We start from the raw sequence: 20,456 nt of genomic DNA on the forward strand, positions 1-20,456 counted from the left end.
TGTTCTAGTTTAGGTAATGGGCGACTTAACTCCATTGCTTTATAGCCAATTCGCGCTGTAAAAATCCCTGCACTCACACCTTGCGCTGCTCGTCCTGAAAGCTTACCAAGCAATTCTGCGCTGAGAGCAGTGGCTGCTAAATCAGAGATAAGCTCTGCACTGCCTACAAACATTACTTGTTTTATAAGCATACGGTAAAGCTTGATGCGGCTTGCGTAACCAAAACCAATGCCGTAAATTTTACCTATTTGCTCAATTAACTTAGTACCACGCCAAAGCACAGCCATCATATCCACCAGCGCAATGGGGCTCAGTGCAACTAATAAAGCTGACTCTGTTGCAAAACGGTTTATAAGCTTTTTAGCTTGCGTGTCTTGCGTTATAAGCAAGCTATTTGCGTAAAGCGTCATTATTTCTTTATCACTGTGATGCTGTGCAACTTGCTTTTTAAAGCTGTCAAAGTTATTAAGCTTTTGGTGCTTGTTTAGTTTTTCAAGCCACGGTAATGCGCCGCCTACTTGCTCGCTATTTAAAAGTCTGTCGGCTTCGTGGCGGTGTAACTGATTGCGTTTAAGGCTGCGCAACATTCTATATTCGCGCCATAACATGCGCCCAATAAGAAGCACACCACTTACCACAGCGGTTAAATACACACCGCCTAAAACAACCGACTGTTGAAATGCAAACACTAATGAATAAGCAAATTCAAGTAACACTAGTACTAAAAAGCTTATGGTAAACACCCCTTTAAGCGTTTGCCATTTTGACTTTTTATATACCGGCTCTAGGTCTATTTCATCTTCAATAAACTCTTCATCAGGTTCTTCAATATAGTCACTTTGACCTTGAGCCACTATTTTTGCGGGTACAAGCGTAGCTTCAATTTGTTCATCAGCTTGGGTATCAATTCGCCTACCTGCTTGAAAAGTTTGCTGTGTGTCGCTCATGATAATTTGTCTCCTAATAGATACTGCATCACATGATCAAGGCGAATATGTTTAAGTTGCTTGTCGGGGGCTGGCATAGGCGCAAACGACAAAAACTCAAAACCCTGCGCTGGCCACTCATTTTTATTAAGCATGCGGTTAGGTGGTTGTGGGGGTAAGTAGGTTAGCCAATCTTGCTCGTTAAGTGGCTTGCCGTAAATACACTCTAGCGTTTGGCCTTTATCGGTAACTTGGCGCGGCTGCGTTGCAGTAATTGACGACATAGCCATGGTTTCTATTTGTACGCCATCAAATTTTAAATAGTTAGTTTGCTCATGCACTAGCGAATCAAGTAGAAGTGCTAAGTCTTTGTGGTGCTTGGCACTTATGTGATCTGACTTATTAGCCGCGAAGAGTATTTTATCTATGTTGGGTTTAAATAAACGCTTAAAAAAGCCCGATTCGCCGTAATTAAAGTGAGCGAGTAATTGGTTGATTACGCTACTTTGCTCTTGTAGTGTTTCGTGGCCTTCGTTTAAAGCACTTAATACATCAACTAACACAATTTGGCGGTCAAAATGTTTAAAGTGCTCGTTATAAAAAGGCTTAACCACTTCTTTTACATAGGCATTAAAGCGCTTAATGAGATGCTCTAAATTAGACCCCGCAATAATATTATCGCTATTAACCTGCTTAAAATTAACAGGGAAAAACAATAATAGCGGCGCACCTTTTAAATCACCAGGCATAAGCATTCGCCCAGGTTGTAACATAGCTAGTTTAGTGTCTTTTTTGAGACCCACTAGCATATGTTGATAAAGTTCAGCAATTTGCGCAAGTACGCTCTCATCTACAGGCGCGTTTAAATCAAGCTGATCAAGCGCATTTAAAAATTCACTAGAGGTGTTCACACGCGGGTGCTGTAATAACAGCGGATATTGTTGCTCGCACCACTGGCTATAGCTTTGCTCAAGCATAGGTAAATCAAGTAGCCATTCACCTGGGTAGTCAATAATGTCTAAATACAGAGTAGATTGTGGTGAAAAGTGCCCACGTAACCCAGAGGCACTTTGGTATTTAATAGCCAAACGCAAGGTGTTAATACGCTCGGTTGATGCAGGCCATGTAGGCATCCCATCACTTGGGAGTAAAGCATTGAGTGCTCGCGGATAGTCAAACGTAGGGACCTTTAACGCCTCTTGCGGTACAACTTTAGTGGCTATGTGGCGCTGCTCTCGCATTACATCAAAAAAAGGGAGGTTTTTATCGTTAGCTTGTGTAGTCAACTGCTTTACTAGAGCTGTAATAAAGGCGGTTTTACCGCTACCGCTTAACCCAGTTACAGCCAATTTTACATGCTGATCTAAACTACGGTGAAGGGCTTTTTGGGCATTGCCTTTAATACTTTTAAAGGTCTTTTTAGCAAATGAAGTACGACTCATAATGGGCTAGCACTTCATTGATGCTTAATCACCGAACAAAGTGCTATTAAATCCTTTAAAGTTTGTTGATTTCACGGCTTACCGTAAACTCGCTTGAGGTAACATGGCGTTCCATATCCTGAAGGCGTGTATCTACTCGCGCTAAACGCTCTTTTAAATCTTGTAAAGCGCGGCGCGGTGGCTCACCCTTTTGCCATACTTTAAATTTTACCTCTAACGGATCGTCAGCTTTTGTTGAGCTGCTCGCATGTGCAGTCGTTGGCTCTTTTTTGTCTAATATAAACCACGCTGCAATATACGCTACCACAAACAATGGGCCACCTGCTAGCAGTACCGCACTAACAAATATAATGCGAACTAACCATAACTCCATATTAAAGTAGTCACTTAATCCCGCACATACTCCGGCTATTTTACCGCGTTGTGGGTCTCTTAATAATTCGCGTTTGGCATTCATACTTTGCGTCTCCATTGTGGTGACTCTTGGTCTAGCAATGCTTCAAGTGTTTCGACTCTATCAGCCATACGTTCAGCTTTGTGTGCTAGTTCTAATAACTGGCGATGTTCGTGTTCACTTAACCCTTGGCTTACTTGTTTTTTGCTACGGTAGTGTAAAATTAACCACAGTGGCGCAACAAAAATCATAAACAAGATAAATGGTGCAACTAGTATCTCTGGATCAAACATAACCCTCTCCTGACAATCCGTTCAAATATGTTAAGCAGTGGGGCACATTACATGCCCCTGCGTAAATTACTTATCAGCAAGCTTCTTTTTAAGTTCAGCTAGCTCATCATCAATTTTTTCATTTTTTTGTAAATCAGCAATTTCGTCTGCTAACGTTTGCTTACCTAAATCGTAAGACTCTATTTGAGATTCTAGTCCATCAATTTTAGTTTCGTAACGTTCAAAGCGATTAAGTGCATCTTCTACCTTCGAGCTATCAAGTGCTTTTTTCACTTCTAGGCGCGACTCAGCTGAACGCTGACGAAGAATTATTGCCTTTTGACGTGATTTAGCATCAGCTAACTTTTCTTGTAACGTGGTCACTTCTTGCTGAAGCTTCTCAATATGAGACTCTACATGCTCAAGTTCACCTTCAACAGCTGTCACTGCATCTGCCGACTTTTGCTTTTCGAGCAATGCTGAACGAGCTAAATCTTCGCGGTCTTTACTAAGTGCTAACTCAGCTTTTTCTTGCCAGTCACTTACTTGAACTTTAAGTGTATCTAGGCGGCGAACAATTTCTTTTTTCTCTGCCAGAGTTTTAGCTGACGTAGAGCGAACCTCTACTAGTGTATCTTCCATTTCTTGGATAATCAGACGCACCATTTTTTCTGGGTCTTCTGCTTTATCTAAAATGGCATTGATATTAGAATTAACAATATCTGCAAAACGTGAAAAAATTCCCATAACATTTACCTCTGTAATTAAAACTTAGTTAGTCTGCTTTAACTAGTATCAATATGCTTGCCAACTTTTTAAAAACTAAAATACACTGTATTTTCATTAAGTTAAACTAAATATACAAATTACTTTAGTTATTCATAATTATGAAATACACTAACAGTTAGTAAAAATGACTAAGACTTAGGGAATATGAGCCAATATCGCCAACAAGACAATTTACTGGGCCAATCAGACAGCTTTTTATCTGTGTTGGATCAAGTATCGCAGCTAGCTAATCTAGATAAGCCGGTGCTTATTATTGGCGAACGAGGCACAGGTAAAGAGCTTATAGCTGCCCGCCTGCATTTTTTATCTAAACGTTGGGATCAAAACTACGTAAAGCTAAATTGTGCTGCCTTGAACGAAAATCTGCTCGAAAGTGAATTGTTTGGTCATGAAAGCGGCGCATTTACGGGGGCCAGTAAACGTCACGAAGGCCGTTTTGAACGTGCTAACAGCGGTACACTATTTTTGGATGAATTAGCAAATACATCCGCCATGGTGCAAGAAAAACTCCTACGCGTTATAGAGTATGGTGAGTTTGAACGTGTTGGCGGCAAGCAAACTGTAAAAGTAGATACTCGCCTAGTATGCGCCACCAATGAAGACTTACCACACCTTGCTGAACAAGGTGAGTTTAGAAGTGATTTACTTGATAGATTAGCATTTGATGTAATAACGCTTCCCCCACTGCGTGAACGTCAAGACGATATTATGCTGCTTGCAGAGCAATTTGCGATGAACATGGCACGCGATTTAGAGTGGGAGCTATTCAGCGGGTTTACTCGAAGCGCTACAGAAACGCTTTTATCGTATAACTGGCCTGGTAATATTCGTGAGCTTAAAAATGTGGTTGAACGTAGCTTATATCGCCACGGAAGTGAACATATTCCCGTTCACCAGATTATTTTAGACCCATTCGAAAGTCCGTTTAGACCTAAAGCGCGTATTAAAGCACCAATAACCACTCAACATGTTAGTGCTGAGCCTGTTTCTGTTGCAGCGCCTGTAAACGTTTCTGAGCAAAAAGTTGAAGCCAATATTCAATTTCCTTGTAGCTTAAAAGAACGCTCAAATGAATTTGAAATAAATATGATTAACAAAGCGCTTGAGCACAGCCAATTTAATCAAAAGAAAACTGCAGAAGTCCTTGGTTTAACGTATCATCAATTACGTGGGTATCTAAAAAAATACAATTTGTTGGATCAACAATAGTTAGAGGTTATGCGTGTGCATAAATTTTTACTTGCTTTACTAGCAGGCACTTTAGTTGGCTGCTTAGATAGTGAAGAACGCGTTATTGAAGAAAAAAACCAAGGCTTGGTCTATTGCGCCGAGGCAAACCCTGTGTCGTTTAACCCACAAGTGACAACCACAGGCTCAACTATTGATATTATTGCCAATCAGCTTTATGACCGCTTAATAAGTATTGATCCGGTTACTGCTGAGTTTCAGAGCGAACTCGCAACAGATTGGAAAGTAAGTAAAGATGGTAAATCGGTCACCTTTACTCTTCGAAAAGACGTACCATTTCATACCACCGCGTACTTTACACCTAGCCGGACTTTTAACGCCGACGACGTAATTTTTACCTTTAGCCGCTTATTTGATGTGTACAACCCTTATCATTTTGTGGGTGATGCCAGTTACCCTTATTTTCAAAGTGTAGGCGTTGATCAGCTTATTCGTAAAATTGTTCGCGTGTCTGACCACCAAGTTAGATTTGAATTATTTAATGCTGAAAGTAGTTTTTTAGCTAACATGGCCACTGACTTTGCGGTTGTTTTATCGGCCGAGTATGCAATGAAACGTAAAGCTGCAGAGCAAGAAGAATTTTTTGATCAATACCCTGTAGGCACTGGTCCTTACATTTATCGTGAATATCGCCGTGATAATTTAGTCCGCTTTTACCGTAACCCCGATTATTGGAAACACGACGTTGCCCTTGAACAACTCGTTTACGACATTACCCCTAATGGCACAGCCCGAATCGCAAAACTCCTTACTAAAGAGTGCGACTTAGCCGCTCATCCTAGTAGTGCTCAGTTGAGTATTTTAGCCCAGCGTGAAGATATTAATATTGAAAAAGAAACCAACCTCAATGTTGGATACTGGGCTTTTAACACAGAACGCCCACCTTTTGACGACATTCGAGTTCGCAAGGCGCTTGCACATGCAATTGATACAGATAAAATAATGCAAGCGGTATATTACGGTAATGGAACACGTGCCGAATCGATGTTACCACCAACCTCATGGGCTTTTAACGCTCAAACAAGCATGCCATCATTTGACCCTGACCTTGCTAAAAAGCTACTCGCTGAAGCCGGCTTTTCTGATGGGTTTGATATGAATATTTGGGCCATGCCAGTGAGTCGTATTTATAACCCCAATGCACGTAAAATGGCTGAATTAATGCAAAGTGACTTACGCAAAGTAGGTGTTAACGTCAGTATTGTAGAATACGAGTGGAATACGTTTATTCAGCGAATTGGAGAGCACAGACACGATAGCGTGCTCCTCGGCTGGGCAGCAGATACGCCAGACCCCGATAACTTCTTTAGCCCGTTATTAAGCTGCTCAGCAACATTTAGTGGCAAAAACCCAGCCAATTGGTGCAATCCTAAATTTGATCTATTACTGGCGCAAGCACTCGATACAACAGACTTAAATATGCGAAAAAAATACTACGCAGATGTGCAGTCGCTTATCATGGATGAATTACCCTTGTTGCCCATTGCTCATGGGTTACGGTTTCAAGCAAGCAGTGCCGATGTAGACGGCATAGAGCTTGGCCCATTTGGGGCTATTTCGTTAGCCAATGCGAGGAAAAAGTAATGATCCTCGATTATATTTTACGCCGCCTTGGTTTATTACTTTTTATGCTGCTTATGCTCAGCATTTTTACATTTTCGTTGGCGTACTTATTCCCTGGTGATCCATTAAGTAATTTAAGTGGCGTTCCGAGTAATAATTTTTCTCAAAATACGCAATTAGAAGATAAATACTTTTATAACAGTAATTATTTTATGCAATACCTCGCCTTTTTAGGGCGAGTTTTTCAGGGTGATTGGGGATTATCGTTTGCCTCTGGCGACAATGTTTTTTCACATATTCTTGATTTATTACCAGCGACGTTAGAGCTAAGTGTCTATGCACTTATTGTGTCTATATTTGTTGGCGTGCCTGCAGGTATTATAGGCTCAGCGTATTACAATCGCTGGCCAGATAAGCTTATTAATTCAACCACCATTGTAGGCTATTCTATGCCTGTATTCTGGTTAGCTTTATTATTAATTATGATTTTTTCGCTCAAATTGGGGTGGTTTCCTATGTCGGGTAGAATGGGGCTTCTTTATGAAATTCCAGCAGCCAGCGGGTTTATGCTCATTGATATTATGCTTGCCGGCTTCCCGTATAAAGGAATGGCATTTGTAGATGCATTACACCACTTAACTTTGCCCACCATTGTGCTTGCCACATACCCAACCACCGTGCTTGTAAGATTTACCCGCGAATCAATGTTGAAAATAATGGATCAAAATTTTATTAAAACAGCACGCGCGAAGGGGTTAAACCGACGCCAATTAATCATGCATCATGCACTGCGCAATGCGCTTTTACCGGTAATTAAAAAAATTGGTTTGCAATTCAGTACACTAATAACGCTTGCTATGATCACCGAAGTTATTTTTTCGTGGCCTGGTATTGGCCGCTGGTTGATAGACAGCATTTACCAGCGCGACTTTCCTGCAATTCAGGGAGGCCTAATGGCTGTATCCTTATTTGTTATTTTAGCCACTATAACAACCGAACTTCTTTATAGTTTATTCGACCCACTCTCACGGAACCAAGCCCATGGCAAAGTTTAAGGTATTTTCTGAAGAGTCGAATAAATCGCCACTAGCGCGATTTTGGCGAAAATTTAAAAACAATCACCCTGCCCTTGTTGGTTTATGGGTGTTTTTGGCATTTGCCTTACTCGCTGCCAGCGCACCATTTTTAGCGCCTTATGGGGTAAACCAGCAGCACAGTGATGCGCTACTTATTCCACCCTCGTGGCGAGAAATGGGCGATGTGCGTTTTATTTTAGGCACTGATGATTTAGGACGTGATGTGTTGTCGCGTTTAATGAACGGCGCAACCTATACATTTGGTTTATCGGTCGTCGCTGCATTATTGACCACCATAATTGGTGTATTAGTCGGCACATTTGCTGGCATTAGTCGAGGTATGCGTTCAAGCTTTTTGAACCACTTACTTGATATCACTCTTTCAATACCGTCTTTATTATTGGCTATTATCATTATTGCAGTATTAGGCCCGGGCTTGATGAATACAGTATGGGCTATTATTTTAGCCTTACTACCGCAGTTTATTCACTCTATTAGAAACCTAATAGTAGAAGAGCTAAGCAAAGACTATATCACCGCGTTTAAGCTCGACGGCGCTTCAAATTGGCATATTATATCGCGCGGTATTTTTCCTAATATTTATGAACACATAGTGGTTATTTTTACTATGGCACTGTCTACGGCCATACTAGATATTTCTGCGTTGGGTTTTTTAAAGTTAGGCGCACAACCCCCAACCACTGAATGGGGTGCCATATTGGCAGAAAACCTTGGCCTAATTTATTTAGCACCTTGGACGGTTGCCTTACCAGGCGTATTATTATTTTTAGCGGTATTATCGACCAATTTAGTAGGCGATGGACTTAGACAAGTGCTAAAAGAGCGCAAGGCCGATTAAATGCAATTATTAGATGTTAGAAATTTAACCATTGAACTGCGCACTTCAGAAACAGTTATAAGAGCAGTTGATAGAGTTAGCTTTAGCTTAAAAGAAGGTGAAGTGCATGCGCTTGTAGGTGAGTCAGGCTCAGGTAAAAGCCTAATCGCAAAAGCAATAGTAGGTGTATTAAACGAACGCTGGAATATAACCGCTGATAGAATTCACTGGCGTGGTGTTGACCTAATGCGCCTAACTCCGGAGCAACGCAGACAAACGGTTAGCAAAGATGTTGCAATGATCTATCAAGATCCTAGCCGTTGCCTTGACCCTACAGCGAAAATTTTTAATCAAATTGCTGAAACCTTACCTGAAGTCGCTCGCAAGGGATTCTTTTTAAAACGAAATCGCGAACGAAAAGACCGCGTTAAAGCACTTATCCATAAAGTTGGTATTAAAAACCATGAAGCGGTACTAGACAGCTACCCTCATGAGCTCTCAGAAGGTGTGTGCCAAAAGGTAATGATTGCAATGGCAATTGCCCGAACACCTAAACTATTAATTGCTGATGAGCCGACTACAGCACTTGAGAGTACTACCCGTGCGCAAGTGTTTAGGTTATTAAAAAGCCTTAATCAACTCAAGAATATGTCTATTTTAATGATTTCACACGAGCTTGAAGAGATTGCTGATTGGTCTCATGGGATTCATGTTTTATATTGCGGGCAAATGGTTGAAGCAGGTCCAACTCATAAAATATTTAAGCAACCTCGCCACCCATACACACAAGCACTTTTGAAAAGCTTGCCAGATTACGAGCAAGGCTTGGCTCATAAAGAACCGTTTTATGCGCTTAAAGGTACTATTCCTACTTTACAACATTTACCAATTGGGTGCCGACTTGGGCCACGTTGCCCACAAGCACAAAAAGAATGTGTAGTTACACCTGCTCTCACTAAACACAGTGGGCACAGCTACGCTTGTCACTTTCCGCTTATAAAGGAGGTGAAGTAATGCAGCCTACTCTCAAAGTACAAGCGCTATCTAAAACATTTGATGTGCGAGCGGGTTTATTTAAACGCAAAAAATTTGAAGTGCTAAAAAACATTTCTTTTTGTATTGGTAAAGGTGAAACCATTGCCGTAATTGGTGAAACAGGCTCAGGGAAAAGTACGTTAGCTAAGTTACTTGCCGGTGCCGATAACGCAAACACTGGGCAAATATTACTTGAAGGCAATGTAATAGAAGATAACGGTATTCGTGATAACCAATGTCGTCACATTAGAATGATTTTCCAAGACTCAGGGGCGTCGTTAAACCCAGGTTTAACTATTGGCGACATGCTTGATGATTGCTTGCAATACAATACGGACTTTGATGAAGAAGAGCGCTCAGAAAAAATAAATACAACACTCTCTAAAGTTGGATTGCTAGTCGATCACCAACATTACTATCCACATATGTTCAGTGTTGGCCAATTACAACGTGTGGCTTTTGCCAGAGCGCTTATTTTAGATCCTAAAGTGATGGTACTCGATGAAGCCGTATCGTCTTTAGACCCTTCTATACGTGCCCAAATAGTAAATTTATTACTCAAGTTACAACGTGAAACGGGTTTAACTTATGTCATGATCACCCATCACCTTAGTTTAGTACGCCATATTAGTGATCAAGTCATTGTGCTAGATAAAGGCGAGGTGGTTGAGTATGGTTTAACAGAAAATGTATTTAATAACCCTCAGTCAAAAATAACGCAGCGTCTATTAAGCTGTTAATGCAATTTTTTGTTATGTAAGTGCATTTTAGAAGGTCTTGTTATTAACTTTTACTTTTTAACAAGGCCACTCCATGCTCAAACACACTACTTAGTATTACTCCCCTACTGATTTTATCAGCCTCTGCTATTCCCGAGCCCTCTAACATAGTTAAAAACTGGGTTGGCGGAATTGATCATTTAGGTTTAACTGTTTCAGATTTAAATTCATCTAAAGTGTTTTTTACTGATGTGCTTGGTTTTAAAGTGCTGGGAAATGATCCAACTTATCCTGCGTACTTTTTATCTAATAAAAAAACAACCATTACATTGTGGCGAATTAAGAATAATGAAAAACGTGTAGAGTTTAATCGAGCAGAAAATGTGGGCCTACACCATTTAGCACTCAGTGTTGAGAGTATTGAAAAGTTAAGCAGGCTGCATAAGCACTTAAAAATGCAGAATAATATTACTATAGAATTTGCACCAGAGAATTTAGGTAAAGGCCCTGCGCAGCACATGATGATAAGAGAGCCTAGCGGTAACCGTATTGAATTTATTGCAAGGCCTATCTAGCGCCCTAAAATGATTGGTATTATTACGCAGTGGTATAAGCACACCCGAATTTAAAGCAATAAAAAAGGCGCTCAGAGGCGCCTTTTTTAATAACCAAAACTAACTTATTCAGCAGCTTGTTCAACTACTGGTAAATTAAGTTCAGCTTTAGCTTTAAGCGACTCTATGAAAACCATATAGTTTTTGTTTGCTTGAGCCATTGTAATGCTTTGTTTAGCTTGTGGGTCAATATCAGCCGTTACTGTAGCATCTGTCACTGAGTTAAGTGCAACAATCGCTGCATCACCGTTATTTAAGTCAACAACATCTACCACTGCAGTGTCTGCTGGGTGAGCCATTTTAAATGCCTGAGTAACAATCGCTGGCGAGACAGCAAAACTTTGACGATTTAGTTGTGACTCTTGACGAAGCGTTAAACCTTGCTCAGTTGCAATATCATTCAAACTTTTACCTGCTTGAATTTCAGCAAACAAACTACGCGCTTTATCTTTGGCAAGCTCAGAGGTCTTGTCATTTACCAAGCGTGTTTTAATCTGTTCACTTACATCACTTAAAGGTTTGGTTGACGCTGGCTGATGCTCGTTAATACGCACGATAACAATGTGCTCATCGCCCAACTCAATAACTTCAGAGTTAACTTTGTCTTCAAGTAAGTCAACAGATGTTAGTGCAGTAATAACAGCCGGTGTATTTAACGGCTCAGGTAAAGCGTTCAATGCTAAAAGAGGGGTTGACTGAACTTCTAGTTCAGCAACTTCTGCTGCATCATCTAAACGATCTGAAATTTCAAACGCAATTGCACCCATTTCGGTTTGCTTATCGTAAAATGCATCAATTTTTTCAGCACGCTCTAATTCAGCACGTAAGTCCGCTTTTACATCATCAAATGGTTTAACTTGTTGTGCCTGAATATCAGTCAGTTTAATGATGTGATAACCGAACTCTGACGCAACCACTTCTGAAAAATCACCTTTCGCTTCAAGTGAAAATGCTGCATCTTCAAATGCAGGATCCATTACATCACGTTCAATCCAATCAAGGTCACCGCCCATCTCTGCGCTAACGATATCATCAGATGAAGACTCTGCGAGTTCAGCAAAGTCTGCACCTTGTTGAAGCTCAGCATAAAGCGCATCAACTTTAGCTTTAGCTGCATCATCGTCTTCACTATTATCTATTAATATGTGAGACACACGACGTTTTTCAGGCTCAACATATTGCGCCTTATTTTGCTCATAAGACGCTTTCACATCTTCTTCAGTCACTGAACCAACAACTATATTTTCAGCTTTCAATTCGACATAGTTCACCGAGATAAGTTCTGGTGATAAAAACTGCGATGCATTTAGGTCATAGTAATCTGAAACTTCTTGCTCTGATACTTCAACATTATCTGCAAGTGACTCTTTATTAATTACTAAGTAATCAATGCTACGAGTTTGTTGTTGAAGAGCAATAGCACTTTTAAGCTCGCTTTCAAGCGCAAAGTCTGTGCCTGCAACTGCTGATACTAACTGACTGCGTGTCATGTCTTCGCGAAGGTATTCACGAAAAGTATCTGGTTGGAAGTTCATTTGACGAATTACTTGTAAATAACGATCGTTATTAAATTTATCGCCAAGTTGGAAGTAAGGCAATTCTAAAATTGTTTTACGAACTGTATCATCGCTTACGCGAAGGCCTAATTCTGCCGCTAACTGTGATTGCAATTCTTGTTGTACTAAACGGTCAATTACACCTTGACGAATTTGTGCCATATAATTTGGATCTGCAGCAATTTGTGTAAAGTACTCACCAAATTGTTGCTCTAAACGATTACGTTCGTTTTGGTACGCGCGGTTAAATTCCGTTTGGCTAATTTTAACTCCGTTTACTTCAGCAACAGGTTGTTCCGTGGTTTGACCTAGGTAACTACCGATCCCTGCTAAAGCAAAAGATAAAATCACCGCGCCTAAAATTATTTTGGCTACAGGTCCTTGCGAACCTTCTCTGATTTTCTCAAGCATTTGTTTATCTCTTTTTGATCAAGGCTCAATACCTTGTCACATGTAAAAAAAGCGTATCTTACCAGATACGCTTTTTCACTTGAAGTAACTAGCGGTAAAGTTACTCAATTCAACTGTTAGGCTGATTAAGTAACTTTACTTTCGCCATAACTAATCTGTTTAAACTATTGATTAGTTTACTGCGTCTTTAAGCGCTTTACCGGCTTTGAAAGCTGGAATGTTTGCAGCAGCGATTTGAATAGTTTCACCAGTTTGTGGGTTACGGCCAGCTCGTGCAGCACGTTCACGTACTGAGAAAGTACCAAAACCAACAAGTGCAACTGAGTCGCCATCTTTAAGCGCGCCAGATACAGATTCGATGAATGAATCAAGTGCACGACCTGCAGCCGCTTTAGAAATGTCAGCATCAGCTGCGATTTGATCGATTAATTGAGATTTATTCACAATATCATCCTCTTTCATTGTTATTATCAAGAGCGATGGTTTTTTAAACTAACATCACTTTTTTGAAAATTTTAGAGCAAACTTGTAATGCTCACATGATTATATTTTTCTTGAGCCTAGGCCACATAAGGCCTAGGCTTGAAAACCAGTGCTTAACTTATCATACCGTTTAGATTTGAAAAGCCCTAAAAAGCACTTTTTTTACGTTTTTTACTGCTTTTTCTCTGTTTCGACTGAAAAACTCTCAACAGGATGTACCAAAGCAAGTTTTAACACCTCATCAATCCATGTAACTGGGTGAATATCAAGACCTGCCAGTACGTTATCTGGGATCTCTTTTAAGTCACGTTCGTTAATTTTTGGAATAATAACGGTTTTTATTCCACCACGGTGCGCAGCTAGTAACTTCTCTTTTAAGCCACCAATAGGCAGAACTTCACCACGAAGCGTTATTTCGCCAGTCATAGCAACATCAGCTTTAACTGGATTACCTGTTAAACTCGACACCAGACCAGTCACCATGGCTGCACCAGCACTTGGGCCATCTTTTGGTGTTGCACCTTCAGGAACGTGAACATGAATGTCACGCTTTTCATAAAAATCACTGTTAATGCGAAAAGTATCAGCACGATTACGCACAACGGTCATTGCTGCTTGAATCGACTCTTGCATTACATCGCCAAGTGAACCGGTGTAAGTCAATTTACCTTTTCCTGGCACGGCTGCACATTCGATTGTCAGTAAATCACCACCAACCTCAGTCCATGCAAGACCTGTAACTTGACCAATTCGATCACCATCTTCTGCTTTACCATAGTCAAAACGTTGAACGCCTAAGTACTCTTCTAAATTATCTTGATTAATAGTCACCGTTTTAGTATCTTTTTCAATCAGAATATTTTTAACAGCTTTGCGGCACAACTTAGAAATTTCTCGCTCTAGATTACGGACACCCGCTTCACGTGTGTAATAGCGAATAATGCCGATAATTGCACTATCGTCTATTTCAATCTCGTTGTCTTTTAAGCCATTACGCTTTACTTGCTTAGTGATCAGGTGCTCTTTTGCAATATTAAGCTTTTCGTCTTCTGTATATCCTGACAAACGAATAACTTCCATACGGTCTAAAAGAGGACCAGGGATGTTAAAACTATTCGAAGTAGCGACAAACATAACATCCGATAAATCAAAATCTACTTCAAGATAATGATCAGCAAAATGGCTGTTTTGCTCAGGATCCAGTACTTCTAACAATGCTGAAGCTGGGTCGCCGCGCATATCTGAAGACATTTTGTCGATTTCATCTAACAAAAATAGTGGGTTTTTAACCCCTACTTTTGTCATGTTTTGAATTAGCTTACCAGGCATAGAACCAATATACGTTCGACGATGGCCTCGGATTTCGGCTTCATCACGAACACCGCCTAACGCCATACGAATATACTTACGGCCAGTAGAACGAGCAATAGACTGACCAAGTGATGTTTTACCGACACCTGGAGGTCCTACAAGGCACAAAATTGGCCCTTTAAGCTTGTTAGTACGCTGTTGTACCGCTAGGTACTCTAAAATACGTTCTTTTACTTTATCAAGACCATGGTGTTCGCTGTCTAATATTTTTTGTGCACCAGCCAAATCTTTTTTAACTTTTGAACGTTTTTTCCATGGCACGTTAATTAATGTGTCGATGTAAGAACGTACAACCGTTGCCTCAGCGGACATTGGCGACATCATCTTAAGTTTATTAAGTTCTGTCGTGGCTTTTTCTTGTGCTTCTGATGACATACCCGATTCTTCAATACGCTTTTTGAGCGCTTCAAACTCATCAGGAACATCATCAAGTTCACCAAGCTCTTTTTGAATGGCTTTCATCTGCTCGTTGAGGTAATACTCGCGCTGAGATTTTTCCATCTGCTTTTTAACGCGGGTACGAATTTTCTTCTCAACCTGCAATAAGTCGATTTCACCTTCCATCAGGGCCATTAGGTATTCTAAGCGCTCTGTCACGCTTGAAATTTCTAGCACTTTTTGTTTTTCAGGCACTTTTAACGGCATATGCGCAGCCATTGTGTCTGCAAGTCGCGCTGGTTCATCAATACCTGATACCGAAGTGAGCACTTCTGGTGGAATTTTTTTATTGAGCTTTACATAGCCTTCAAATTGGCTAATTGCGCTTCGAATAAATACATCTTGCTCTTGTTCATCAATTAAATCTGATTCAATAAATTGAGCATCGGCAACAAAAAACTCGTCGTTATCAACGAAGTCTTTGATTTCAGCGCGCTGTGTGCCTTCTACCAATACTTTTACTGTTCCGTCAGGGAGTTTTAATAATTGAAGTACAGTTGCAATAGTACCAATGCGATAAATATCATCTTGCTCTGGTTCGTCTACAGTTGCATCTTTTTGTGCAACCAAGAAAATTTGTTTGTCTTTATCCATTGCCGCTTCAAGGCATTTTATTGATTTTTCACGGCCTACAAAAAGCGGGATCACCATGTGTGGGTACACCACAACATCGCGCAGTGCTAGCACTGGGATTTCGACTTGGTCGGTTCTCTCAAGCGTCATTATATTTCTCTTCGCACTTCATTTATTTAAAAGATTACTCAAGTATATGGGGATAACCACATTAAAGTTCAACAATTTTCCCCGACTCGTTTAAATTAATTATAAAAAAAGGAGCCCTAGGCTCCTTTTTAATGCAAATAGCTTAAAAACTATTCAGATGCTGCTTTATCTTGATTATTATTTTCATATATCAAGATTGGATCAGACTCACCTTTAATTACCGTTTCGTCAATAACTACTTTGCTGACATCATCCATAGATGGAAGTTCGTACATGGTATCTAGTAAAATACCTTCTACGATAGAGCGAAGACCACGTGCACCGGTTTTACGAACCATCGCTTTGTGAGCGATAGCAGATAAAGCATCATCACGGAACTCAAGCTCTACATCTTCCATACCAAACAACACTGAGAACTGTTTAGTAATCGCGTTTTTAGGCTCACTTAGAATCTGTACGAGTGCAGCTTCATCTAGCTCTGTGAGTGTAGCAACTACAGGTAAACGGCCAATAAATTCAGGTATTAAACCGTATTTCACTAAGTCTTCAGGCTCTACGTCTTTAAACGTCTCGCTTAAAGAACGCGTTTCTGCAGACTCTTTAACACTAACGCCAAAACCAATGCCAGTATTTTTATGGCTACGTTGCTCAATTACTTTATCAAGCCCTGAAAACGCACCACCACAAATAAACAAGATCTTAGACGTATCTACTTGTAAAAATTCTTGCTGTGGGTGTTTGCGTCCACCTTGAGGAGGCACAGAAGCAATCGTACCCTCAATCAGCTTAAGTAATGCTTGTTGCACACCTTCACCCGACACATCGCGCGTGATTGATGGGTTATCTGATTTGCGAGAAATTTTGTCTATTTCATCAATGTATACAATGCCACGCTGTGCTTTTTCCACATCGTAGTCGCATTTTTGCAATAGTTTTTGGATGATATTTTCTACATCCTCGCCCACGTAACCGGCTTCGGTAAGTGTCGTTGCATCAGCCATTGTAAACGGTACGTCAAGTAAACGAGCCAGCGTCTCTGCTAGTAATGTTTTACCACTACCAGTCGGACCTATTAGCAAAATATTACTTTTGCTAAGCTCAATATCTTGCTTGGTTGATTGATTACGAAGACGTTTGTAATGGTTGTAAACAGCAACAGACAATACTTTTTTCGCATGGTCTTGGCCGATAACGTAGTCGTCTAGGTGTTTTCGAATTTCTTTTGGAACAGGTAGTTTATCAGACGAGTCATGCTTAGGAGCAATATCTTTGATCTCTTCCCTGATAATATCGTTACACAACTCTACACATTCATCACAAACGTATACTGAAGGGCCTGCAATTAATTTGCGTACTTCGTGCTGGCTCTTGCCACAAAAAGAGCAGTATAACAATTTATTACTTTTGTCGCCGTCTGTAGGAGTGTCAGACATTCAGCTACCTCATCTTATTACGTTGGCCACCAAAATTTATGGTGGCTATTTCAATACGCTTAACTATAACAAAATTTATTGTTTTTCGCATAGTAACTAAAAGTGATTAACAGGTCCCCTGCTCACCAAGCGCTTACTTTTTATCGCGATTTGCAAATACTGAGTCAACTAAGCCGTACTCTACAGCTTCTGAAGCGCTCATGAAGTTGTCACGATCAGTATCTTTTGAAATCACATCTAACGGCTGACCCGTGTGTTCTGCCATTAAGCGATTTAGCTTATCTTTAATAGATAGTATTTCTTTGGCGTGTATTTCAAAGTCAGACGCCTGACCTTGGAAACCACCTAAAGGTTGGTGGATCATTACACGTGAGTTAGGTAAGCAAAAACGTTTACCTTTAGCACCAGCGGTAAGCAAAAATGCCCCCATGCTCGCTGCTTGTCCTACACAAATAGTACTCACATCAGGTTTGATAAAGTTCATTGTGTCGTAAATTGCCATACCAGCAGTTACTGAGCCACCCGGTGAATTTATGTATAAGAAAATATCTTTATCAGGGTTCTCTGATTCTAAAAATAGCATTTGCGCTAAAATTAGGTTTGCCATGTTGTCTTCAACTTGGCCTGTTAAAAAAATAATACGCTCTTTTAAAAGTCGCGAATAAATATCATACGAGCGCTCACCTTTTGGTGTTTGCTCAACAACCATAGGGACCAATGCATTTAGGGGATCTGTAATACCAGTATTCATACTTATTTAATTCCTTATGCGCTTATACTTATCCTTATTATAAGGAAGCATAGTTATCGTTTTTCGCAAATTAAGAGCCAAAAACTAAAAATGGCCCGGGCACGCTGTTTAAACAGTGTAACACGAGCCATTTAATCGTTAGCGAGAGCTTAAGTCAATGACTTATTAAGCACCTTGCTGCGGATTCATGATGTCATCAAATGCTTTTTCAACGTCTGAAACATTTGCTTTAGCTAAAATAGCTTCAACAGCTTGCTCTTCCATTGCAACATTACGCATTTGTTGCATAAGTTGATCATTTGCTTTGTAGTATTCTACTACTTCAGTTGGATCTTCGTATGCAGAAGCCACTGTTGCAATTAATGCTTCAACTTTAGCATCATCAACTTTAATGTCGTTAGCTTTGATTACTTCGCCTAATAAAAGACCAGTTTTAACGCGTGTTACAGCTTGCTCATGGAACAATTCAGCTGGAAGCTCAGGCATGTTTTTAGCGTCGCCGCCAAAACGTTGAGCTGCTTGCTGACGTAATGCGTCAACTTCTTGATCAACAAGTGCTTTTGGCACTTCAATTTCGTTGTTTTCTAAAAGACCTTTTATTGCTTGGTCTTTAACGTTAGCTTTAACCGCTTGGTCAAGTTCACGCGTCATGTTCTTTTTAACTTCTTCTTTAAGCGCGTCTACGCCGCCTTCGGTAACACCGAATTTAGTTGCAAACTCTTCGCTTAATTCAGGAAGCTCTTGCGCTTCTACTTTTTTCACTGTGATAGTGAATTGAGCTGCTTTACCTTTAAGGTTTTCAGCATGGTAATCTTCAGGGAATGTTACATCTGCAACAACTTCTTCGCCTGCTTTTTTACCAACGATGTTATCTTCAAAACCTGGGATCATACGACCTTGACCAAGCTCTAATGGGAAGTCATCAGCTTTACCGCCTTCAAATACTTCACCGTCGATAGTACCTACGAAATCAACTGTTACACGGTCACTTTCGCCGGCAGCTGTATCAACTTCAGCCCATTCTGCGTGTTGCTTACGAAGAGTTTCTAGCATGTTTGCTAAGTCTTCGTCAGTTACTGTTACCGCTGGTTTTTCAACAGCAATTTTGTCTAAACCTTGAACTTCAACTTCAGGGTAAACTTCAAATGTAGCTGAGAATTCTAAGTCTTTACCTGCTTCAAGTGATTTAGGAGCGAATGAAGGCGCGCCAGCAGGGTTAATTTTTTCAGCAACGATTGCTTCAATGTAGTTACGTTGCATTACTTCGCCAGCAACTTCTTGACGAACTGCAGCGCCAAAACGCTTGTTAATTACAGATACAGGTACCTTACCAGCACGGAAACCATCTATACGCTGTGTTTTTGACAGTTGTTGTAGGCGTTTTTTTACTTCGGTCTCAACGTTCTCTGCAGGAACGGTGATAGTTATACGGCGCTCAAGGCCTTGGGTCGTCTCAACAGAAACTTGCATGATTTACCTCAATATTCAATTTTGGCGACTGTTCGCCTTCCTTACAAACAAAGTGATCTGCATGAGTCTTGATAAAGTTTAAGCGATTTTTCACACTTAAAAGCATCCGTCGCTACCATGAGATACCATTGCTGCTTTGCCCTTAGGGCACTATGTTAAACAATAGACGCGGCATTATAACCTAATATTTATGATAGTCGAGTATGGGGGGCAATTATTTGGGATAGATTGGGTACTACAGCACCTAACCGAGTAAAAAACAGGCTAACCGTTGTTTTCAGAGGTTTAAGTGAGTTTTATTTATAGCAATAGAAAAATAGATTTAAAAAAATACAGAGGAGTTGTAAATAAGAAAATGGTCGGCGATGCAGGATTTGAACCTGCGACCCCTTGGACCCAAACCAAGTGCGCTACCAAACTGCGCTAATCGCCGACATTGAAGGCTAAGCTTCTTTTTTCATACTGAACAATTAAACAGAGCGTTTAAAACCACTTTGAGAAAGTGGTCGGCGATGCAGGATTTGAACCTGCGACCCCTTGGACCCAAACCAAGTGCGCTACCAAACTGCGCTAATCGCCGATATTCTTGTAAATGGGGTGACTGATGGGGCTCGAACCCACGACAACCGGAATCACAATCCGGGGCTCTACCAACTGAGCTACAATCACCGCTATATTTACATGTTTTCAAATGGCGCACCCAGAAGGATTCGAACCTTCGACCGACGCCTTAGAAGGGCGTTGCTCTATCCAGCTGAGCTATGGGCGCATCGAAAACTTCATAGTTTACCAATAAGCTATTCGATTATAATTAAATTATAAAAAAATGGTCGGCGATGCAGGATTTGAACCTGCGACCCCTTGGACCCAAACCAAGTGCGCTACCAAACTGCGCTAATCGCCG

At 40.6% G+C, this 20,456-nt stretch carries 18 protein-coding genes and 5 tRNA genes; 7 read left to right on the forward strand and 16 right to left on the reverse strand.

Annotation, left to right across the window (positions count from 1 at the left end):
- The 5 genes from BCG07_RS17570 to pspA all read right to left on the reverse strand — a co-directional run.
- The coding region (locus tag BCG07_RS17570; RefSeq protein ID WP_286891313.1) for a YcjF family protein at positions 1–947 on the reverse strand (947 nt) is incomplete at its 3' end.
- Positions 944–2,368, reverse strand: coding sequence for a YcjX family GTP-binding protein (locus BCG07_RS17575; RefSeq protein WP_286891315.1), 1,425 nt, complete (start codon positions 2,366–2,368; stop codon positions 944–946). The genes BCG07_RS17575 and BCG07_RS17570, both read right to left, overlap by 4 nt.
- A 55-nt stretch (positions 2,369–2,423) precedes the next feature.
- Positions 2,424–2,825 carry an envelope stress response membrane protein PspC gene (pspC, locus tag BCG07_RS17580; RefSeq protein ID WP_006793646.1) on the reverse strand — a complete coding sequence of 134 codons (402 nt, stop codon included), beginning with the start codon at positions 2,823–2,825 and terminating at the stop codon, positions 2,424–2,426.
- Positions 2,822–3,055: an envelope stress response membrane protein PspB gene (gene pspB / locus BCG07_RS17585; RefSeq protein WP_006793647.1), complete on the reverse strand. Its 234-nt coding sequence runs from the start codon at positions 3,053–3,055 to the stop codon at positions 2,822–2,824. Before pspB ends, pspC begins: the two co-directional genes overlap by 4 nt.
- A gap of 66 nt (positions 3,056–3,121) precedes the next feature.
- Complete coding sequence (gene pspA / locus BCG07_RS17590) at positions 3,122–3,781, reverse strand: phage shock protein PspA (RefSeq protein ID WP_006793648.1); 660 nt, start codon at positions 3,779–3,781, stop codon at positions 3,122–3,124.
- A gap of 186 nt (positions 3,782–3,967) precedes the next feature.
- Between pspA and pspF the strand changes: the two genes are divergently transcribed.
- The 7 genes from pspF (at position 3,968) to BCG07_RS17625 (ending at position 10,877) form a co-directional block, all read left to right on the forward strand.
- Entirely contained in the window at positions 3,968–5,032 is a 1,065-nt protein-coding gene (gene pspF / locus BCG07_RS17595) for a phage shock protein operon transcriptional activator (protein WP_008126638.1), read from the forward strand.
- A gap of 15 nt (positions 5,033–5,047) precedes the next feature.
- Entirely contained in the window at positions 5,048–6,655 is a 1,608-nt protein-coding gene (locus tag BCG07_RS17600) for an ABC transporter substrate-binding protein (RefSeq protein WP_008126635.1), read from the forward strand.
- The gene (locus BCG07_RS17605) at positions 6,655–7,689 is read left to right on the forward strand and encodes an ABC transporter permease (protein ID WP_008126634.1); all 1,035 of its coding nucleotides are present in this window, start codon (positions 6,655–6,657) and stop codon (positions 7,687–7,689) included. The genes BCG07_RS17600 and BCG07_RS17605 overlap by 1 nt, the downstream gene beginning before the upstream one ends.
- The gene (locus BCG07_RS17610; RefSeq protein ID WP_006793652.1) at positions 7,676–8,569 is read left to right on the forward strand and encodes an ABC transporter permease subunit; all 894 of its coding nucleotides are present in this window, start codon (positions 7,676–7,678) and stop codon (positions 8,567–8,569) included. The genes BCG07_RS17605 and BCG07_RS17610 overlap by 14 nt, the downstream gene beginning before the upstream one ends.
- Complete coding sequence (locus BCG07_RS17615) at positions 8,570–9,562, forward strand: peptide ABC transporter ATP-binding protein (RefSeq protein WP_286891321.1); 993 nt, start codon at positions 8,570–8,572, stop codon at positions 9,560–9,562.
- Positions 9,562–10,323: an ATP-binding cassette domain-containing protein gene (locus tag BCG07_RS17620; RefSeq protein WP_008126631.1), complete on the forward strand. Its 762-nt coding sequence runs from the start codon at positions 9,562–9,564 to the stop codon at positions 10,321–10,323. Before BCG07_RS17615 ends, BCG07_RS17620 begins: the two co-directional genes overlap by 1 nt.
- 95 nt (positions 10,324–10,418) lie before the next feature.
- A complete protein-coding gene (locus tag BCG07_RS17625; RefSeq protein WP_286891325.1) occupies positions 10,419–10,877 on the forward strand; it encodes a VOC family protein in 459 nt (152 codons plus the stop codon).
- Between the two features lie 104 nt (positions 10,878–10,981).
- Here the strand turns inward: BCG07_RS17625 and BCG07_RS17630 are convergent, their stop codons facing one another.
- The 11 genes from BCG07_RS17630 to BCG07_RS17680 all read right to left on the reverse strand — a co-directional run bounded on the left by BCG07_RS17630 (position 10,982) and on the right by BCG07_RS17680 (position 20,456).
- On the reverse strand, positions 10,982–12,883 hold the full coding sequence (locus tag BCG07_RS17630; RefSeq protein ID WP_243531195.1) for a SurA N-terminal domain-containing protein: 1,902 nt from the start codon (positions 12,881–12,883) through the stop codon (positions 10,982–10,984).
- 171 nt (positions 12,884–13,054) lie between these two features.
- The gene (locus BCG07_RS17635) at positions 13,055–13,351 is read right to left on the reverse strand and encodes an HU family DNA-binding protein (RefSeq protein ID WP_286364811.1); all 297 of its coding nucleotides are present in this window, start codon (positions 13,349–13,351) and stop codon (positions 13,055–13,057) included.
- A 186-nt stretch (positions 13,352–13,537) separates the two neighbouring features.
- The gene (gene lon / locus BCG07_RS17640) at positions 13,538–15,898 is read right to left on the reverse strand and encodes an endopeptidase La (protein ID WP_008126626.1); all 2,361 of its coding nucleotides are present in this window, start codon (positions 15,896–15,898) and stop codon (positions 13,538–13,540) included.
- A gap of 149 nt (positions 15,899–16,047) precedes the next feature.
- A complete protein-coding gene (clpX, locus tag BCG07_RS17645) occupies positions 16,048–17,331 on the reverse strand; it encodes an ATP-dependent protease ATP-binding subunit ClpX (protein WP_006794855.1) in 1,284 nt (427 codons plus the stop codon).
- A gap of 133 nt (positions 17,332–17,464) precedes the next feature.
- On the reverse strand, positions 17,465–18,082 hold the full coding sequence (gene clpP, locus BCG07_RS17650; RefSeq protein ID WP_008126622.1) for an ATP-dependent Clp endopeptidase proteolytic subunit ClpP: 618 nt from the start codon (positions 18,080–18,082) through the stop codon (positions 17,465–17,467).
- A gap of 165 nt (positions 18,083–18,247) precedes the next feature.
- Positions 18,248–19,552: a trigger factor gene (tig, locus tag BCG07_RS17655; RefSeq protein ID WP_008126620.1), complete on the reverse strand. Its 1,305-nt coding sequence runs from the start codon at positions 19,550–19,552 to the stop codon at positions 18,248–18,250.
- Between the two features lie 356 nt (positions 19,553–19,908).
- A tRNA-Pro gene (locus BCG07_RS17660) sits at positions 19,909–19,985 on the reverse strand.
- 70 nt (positions 19,986–20,055) lie between these two features.
- Positions 20,056–20,132: transfer RNA gene (locus BCG07_RS17665), tRNA-Pro, on the reverse strand.
- Positions 20,133–20,145: 13 nt separating this feature from the next.
- A tRNA-His gene (locus tag BCG07_RS17670) sits at positions 20,146–20,221 on the reverse strand.
- 23 nt (positions 20,222–20,244) lie between these two features.
- Positions 20,245–20,321 (reverse strand) — tRNA-Arg (locus BCG07_RS17675).
- A gap of 58 nt (positions 20,322–20,379) precedes the next feature.
- Positions 20,380–20,456, reverse strand: a tRNA-Pro gene (locus BCG07_RS17680).

It is taken from the genome of Pseudoalteromonas sp. ESRF-bin5 (genome assembly GCF_002632075.1).
GTDB classification, from domain to species: Bacteria; Pseudomonadota; Gammaproteobacteria; order Enterobacterales; family Alteromonadaceae; genus Pseudoalteromonas; species Pseudoalteromonas marina.

What these genes read in the sequence shown, in the direction of transcription:
- BCG07_RS17615 (WP_286891321.1), top strand. Translation starts at nt 8,570, where the DNA reads ATGCAATTATTAGATGTTAGAAATTTAACCATTGAACTGCGCACTTCA.
- BCG07_RS17610 (WP_006793652.1), top strand. Translation starts at nt 7,676, where the DNA reads ATGGCAAAGTTTAAGGTATTTTCTGAAGAGTCGAATAAATCGCCACTA.
- BCG07_RS17605 (WP_008126634.1), top strand. Translation starts at nt 6,655, where the DNA reads ATGATCCTCGATTATATTTTACGCCGCCTTGGTTTATTACTTTTTATG.
- pspC (WP_006793646.1), bottom strand. Translation starts at nt 2,825, where the DNA reads ATGAATGCCAAACGCGAATTATTAAGAGACCCACAACGCGGTAAAATA.
- BCG07_RS17575 (WP_286891315.1), bottom strand. Translation starts at nt 2,368, where the DNA reads ATGAGTCGTACTTCATTTGCTAAAAAGACCTTTAAAAGTATTAAAGGC.
- lon (WP_008126626.1), bottom strand. Translation starts at nt 15,898, where the DNA reads ATGACGCTTGAGAGAACCGACCAAGTCGAAATCCCAGTGCTAGCACTG.
- BCG07_RS17620 (WP_008126631.1), top strand. Translation starts at nt 9,562, where the DNA reads ATGCAGCCTACTCTCAAAGTACAAGCGCTATCTAAAACATTTGATGTG.
- BCG07_RS17630 (WP_243531195.1), bottom strand. Translation starts at nt 12,883, where the DNA reads ATGCTTGAGAAAATCAGAGAAGGTTCGCAAGGACCTGTAGCCAAAATA.
- clpP (WP_008126622.1), bottom strand. Translation starts at nt 18,082, where the DNA reads ATGAATACTGGTATTACAGATCCCCTAAATGCATTGGTCCCTATGGTT.
- tig (WP_008126620.1), bottom strand. Translation starts at nt 19,552, where the DNA reads ATGCAAGTTTCTGTTGAGACGACCCAAGGCCTTGAGCGCCGTATAACT.
- clpX (WP_006794855.1), bottom strand. Translation starts at nt 17,331, where the DNA reads ATGTCTGACACTCCTACAGACGGCGACAAAAGTAATAAATTGTTATAC.
- pspA (WP_006793648.1), bottom strand. Translation starts at nt 3,781, where the DNA reads ATGGGAATTTTTTCACGTTTTGCAGATATTGTTAATTCTAATATCAAT.
- pspB (WP_006793647.1), bottom strand. Translation starts at nt 3,055, where the DNA reads ATGTTTGATCCAGAGATACTAGTTGCACCATTTATCTTGTTTATGATT.
- pspF (WP_008126638.1), top strand. Translation starts at nt 3,968, where the DNA reads ATGAGCCAATATCGCCAACAAGACAATTTACTGGGCCAATCAGACAGC.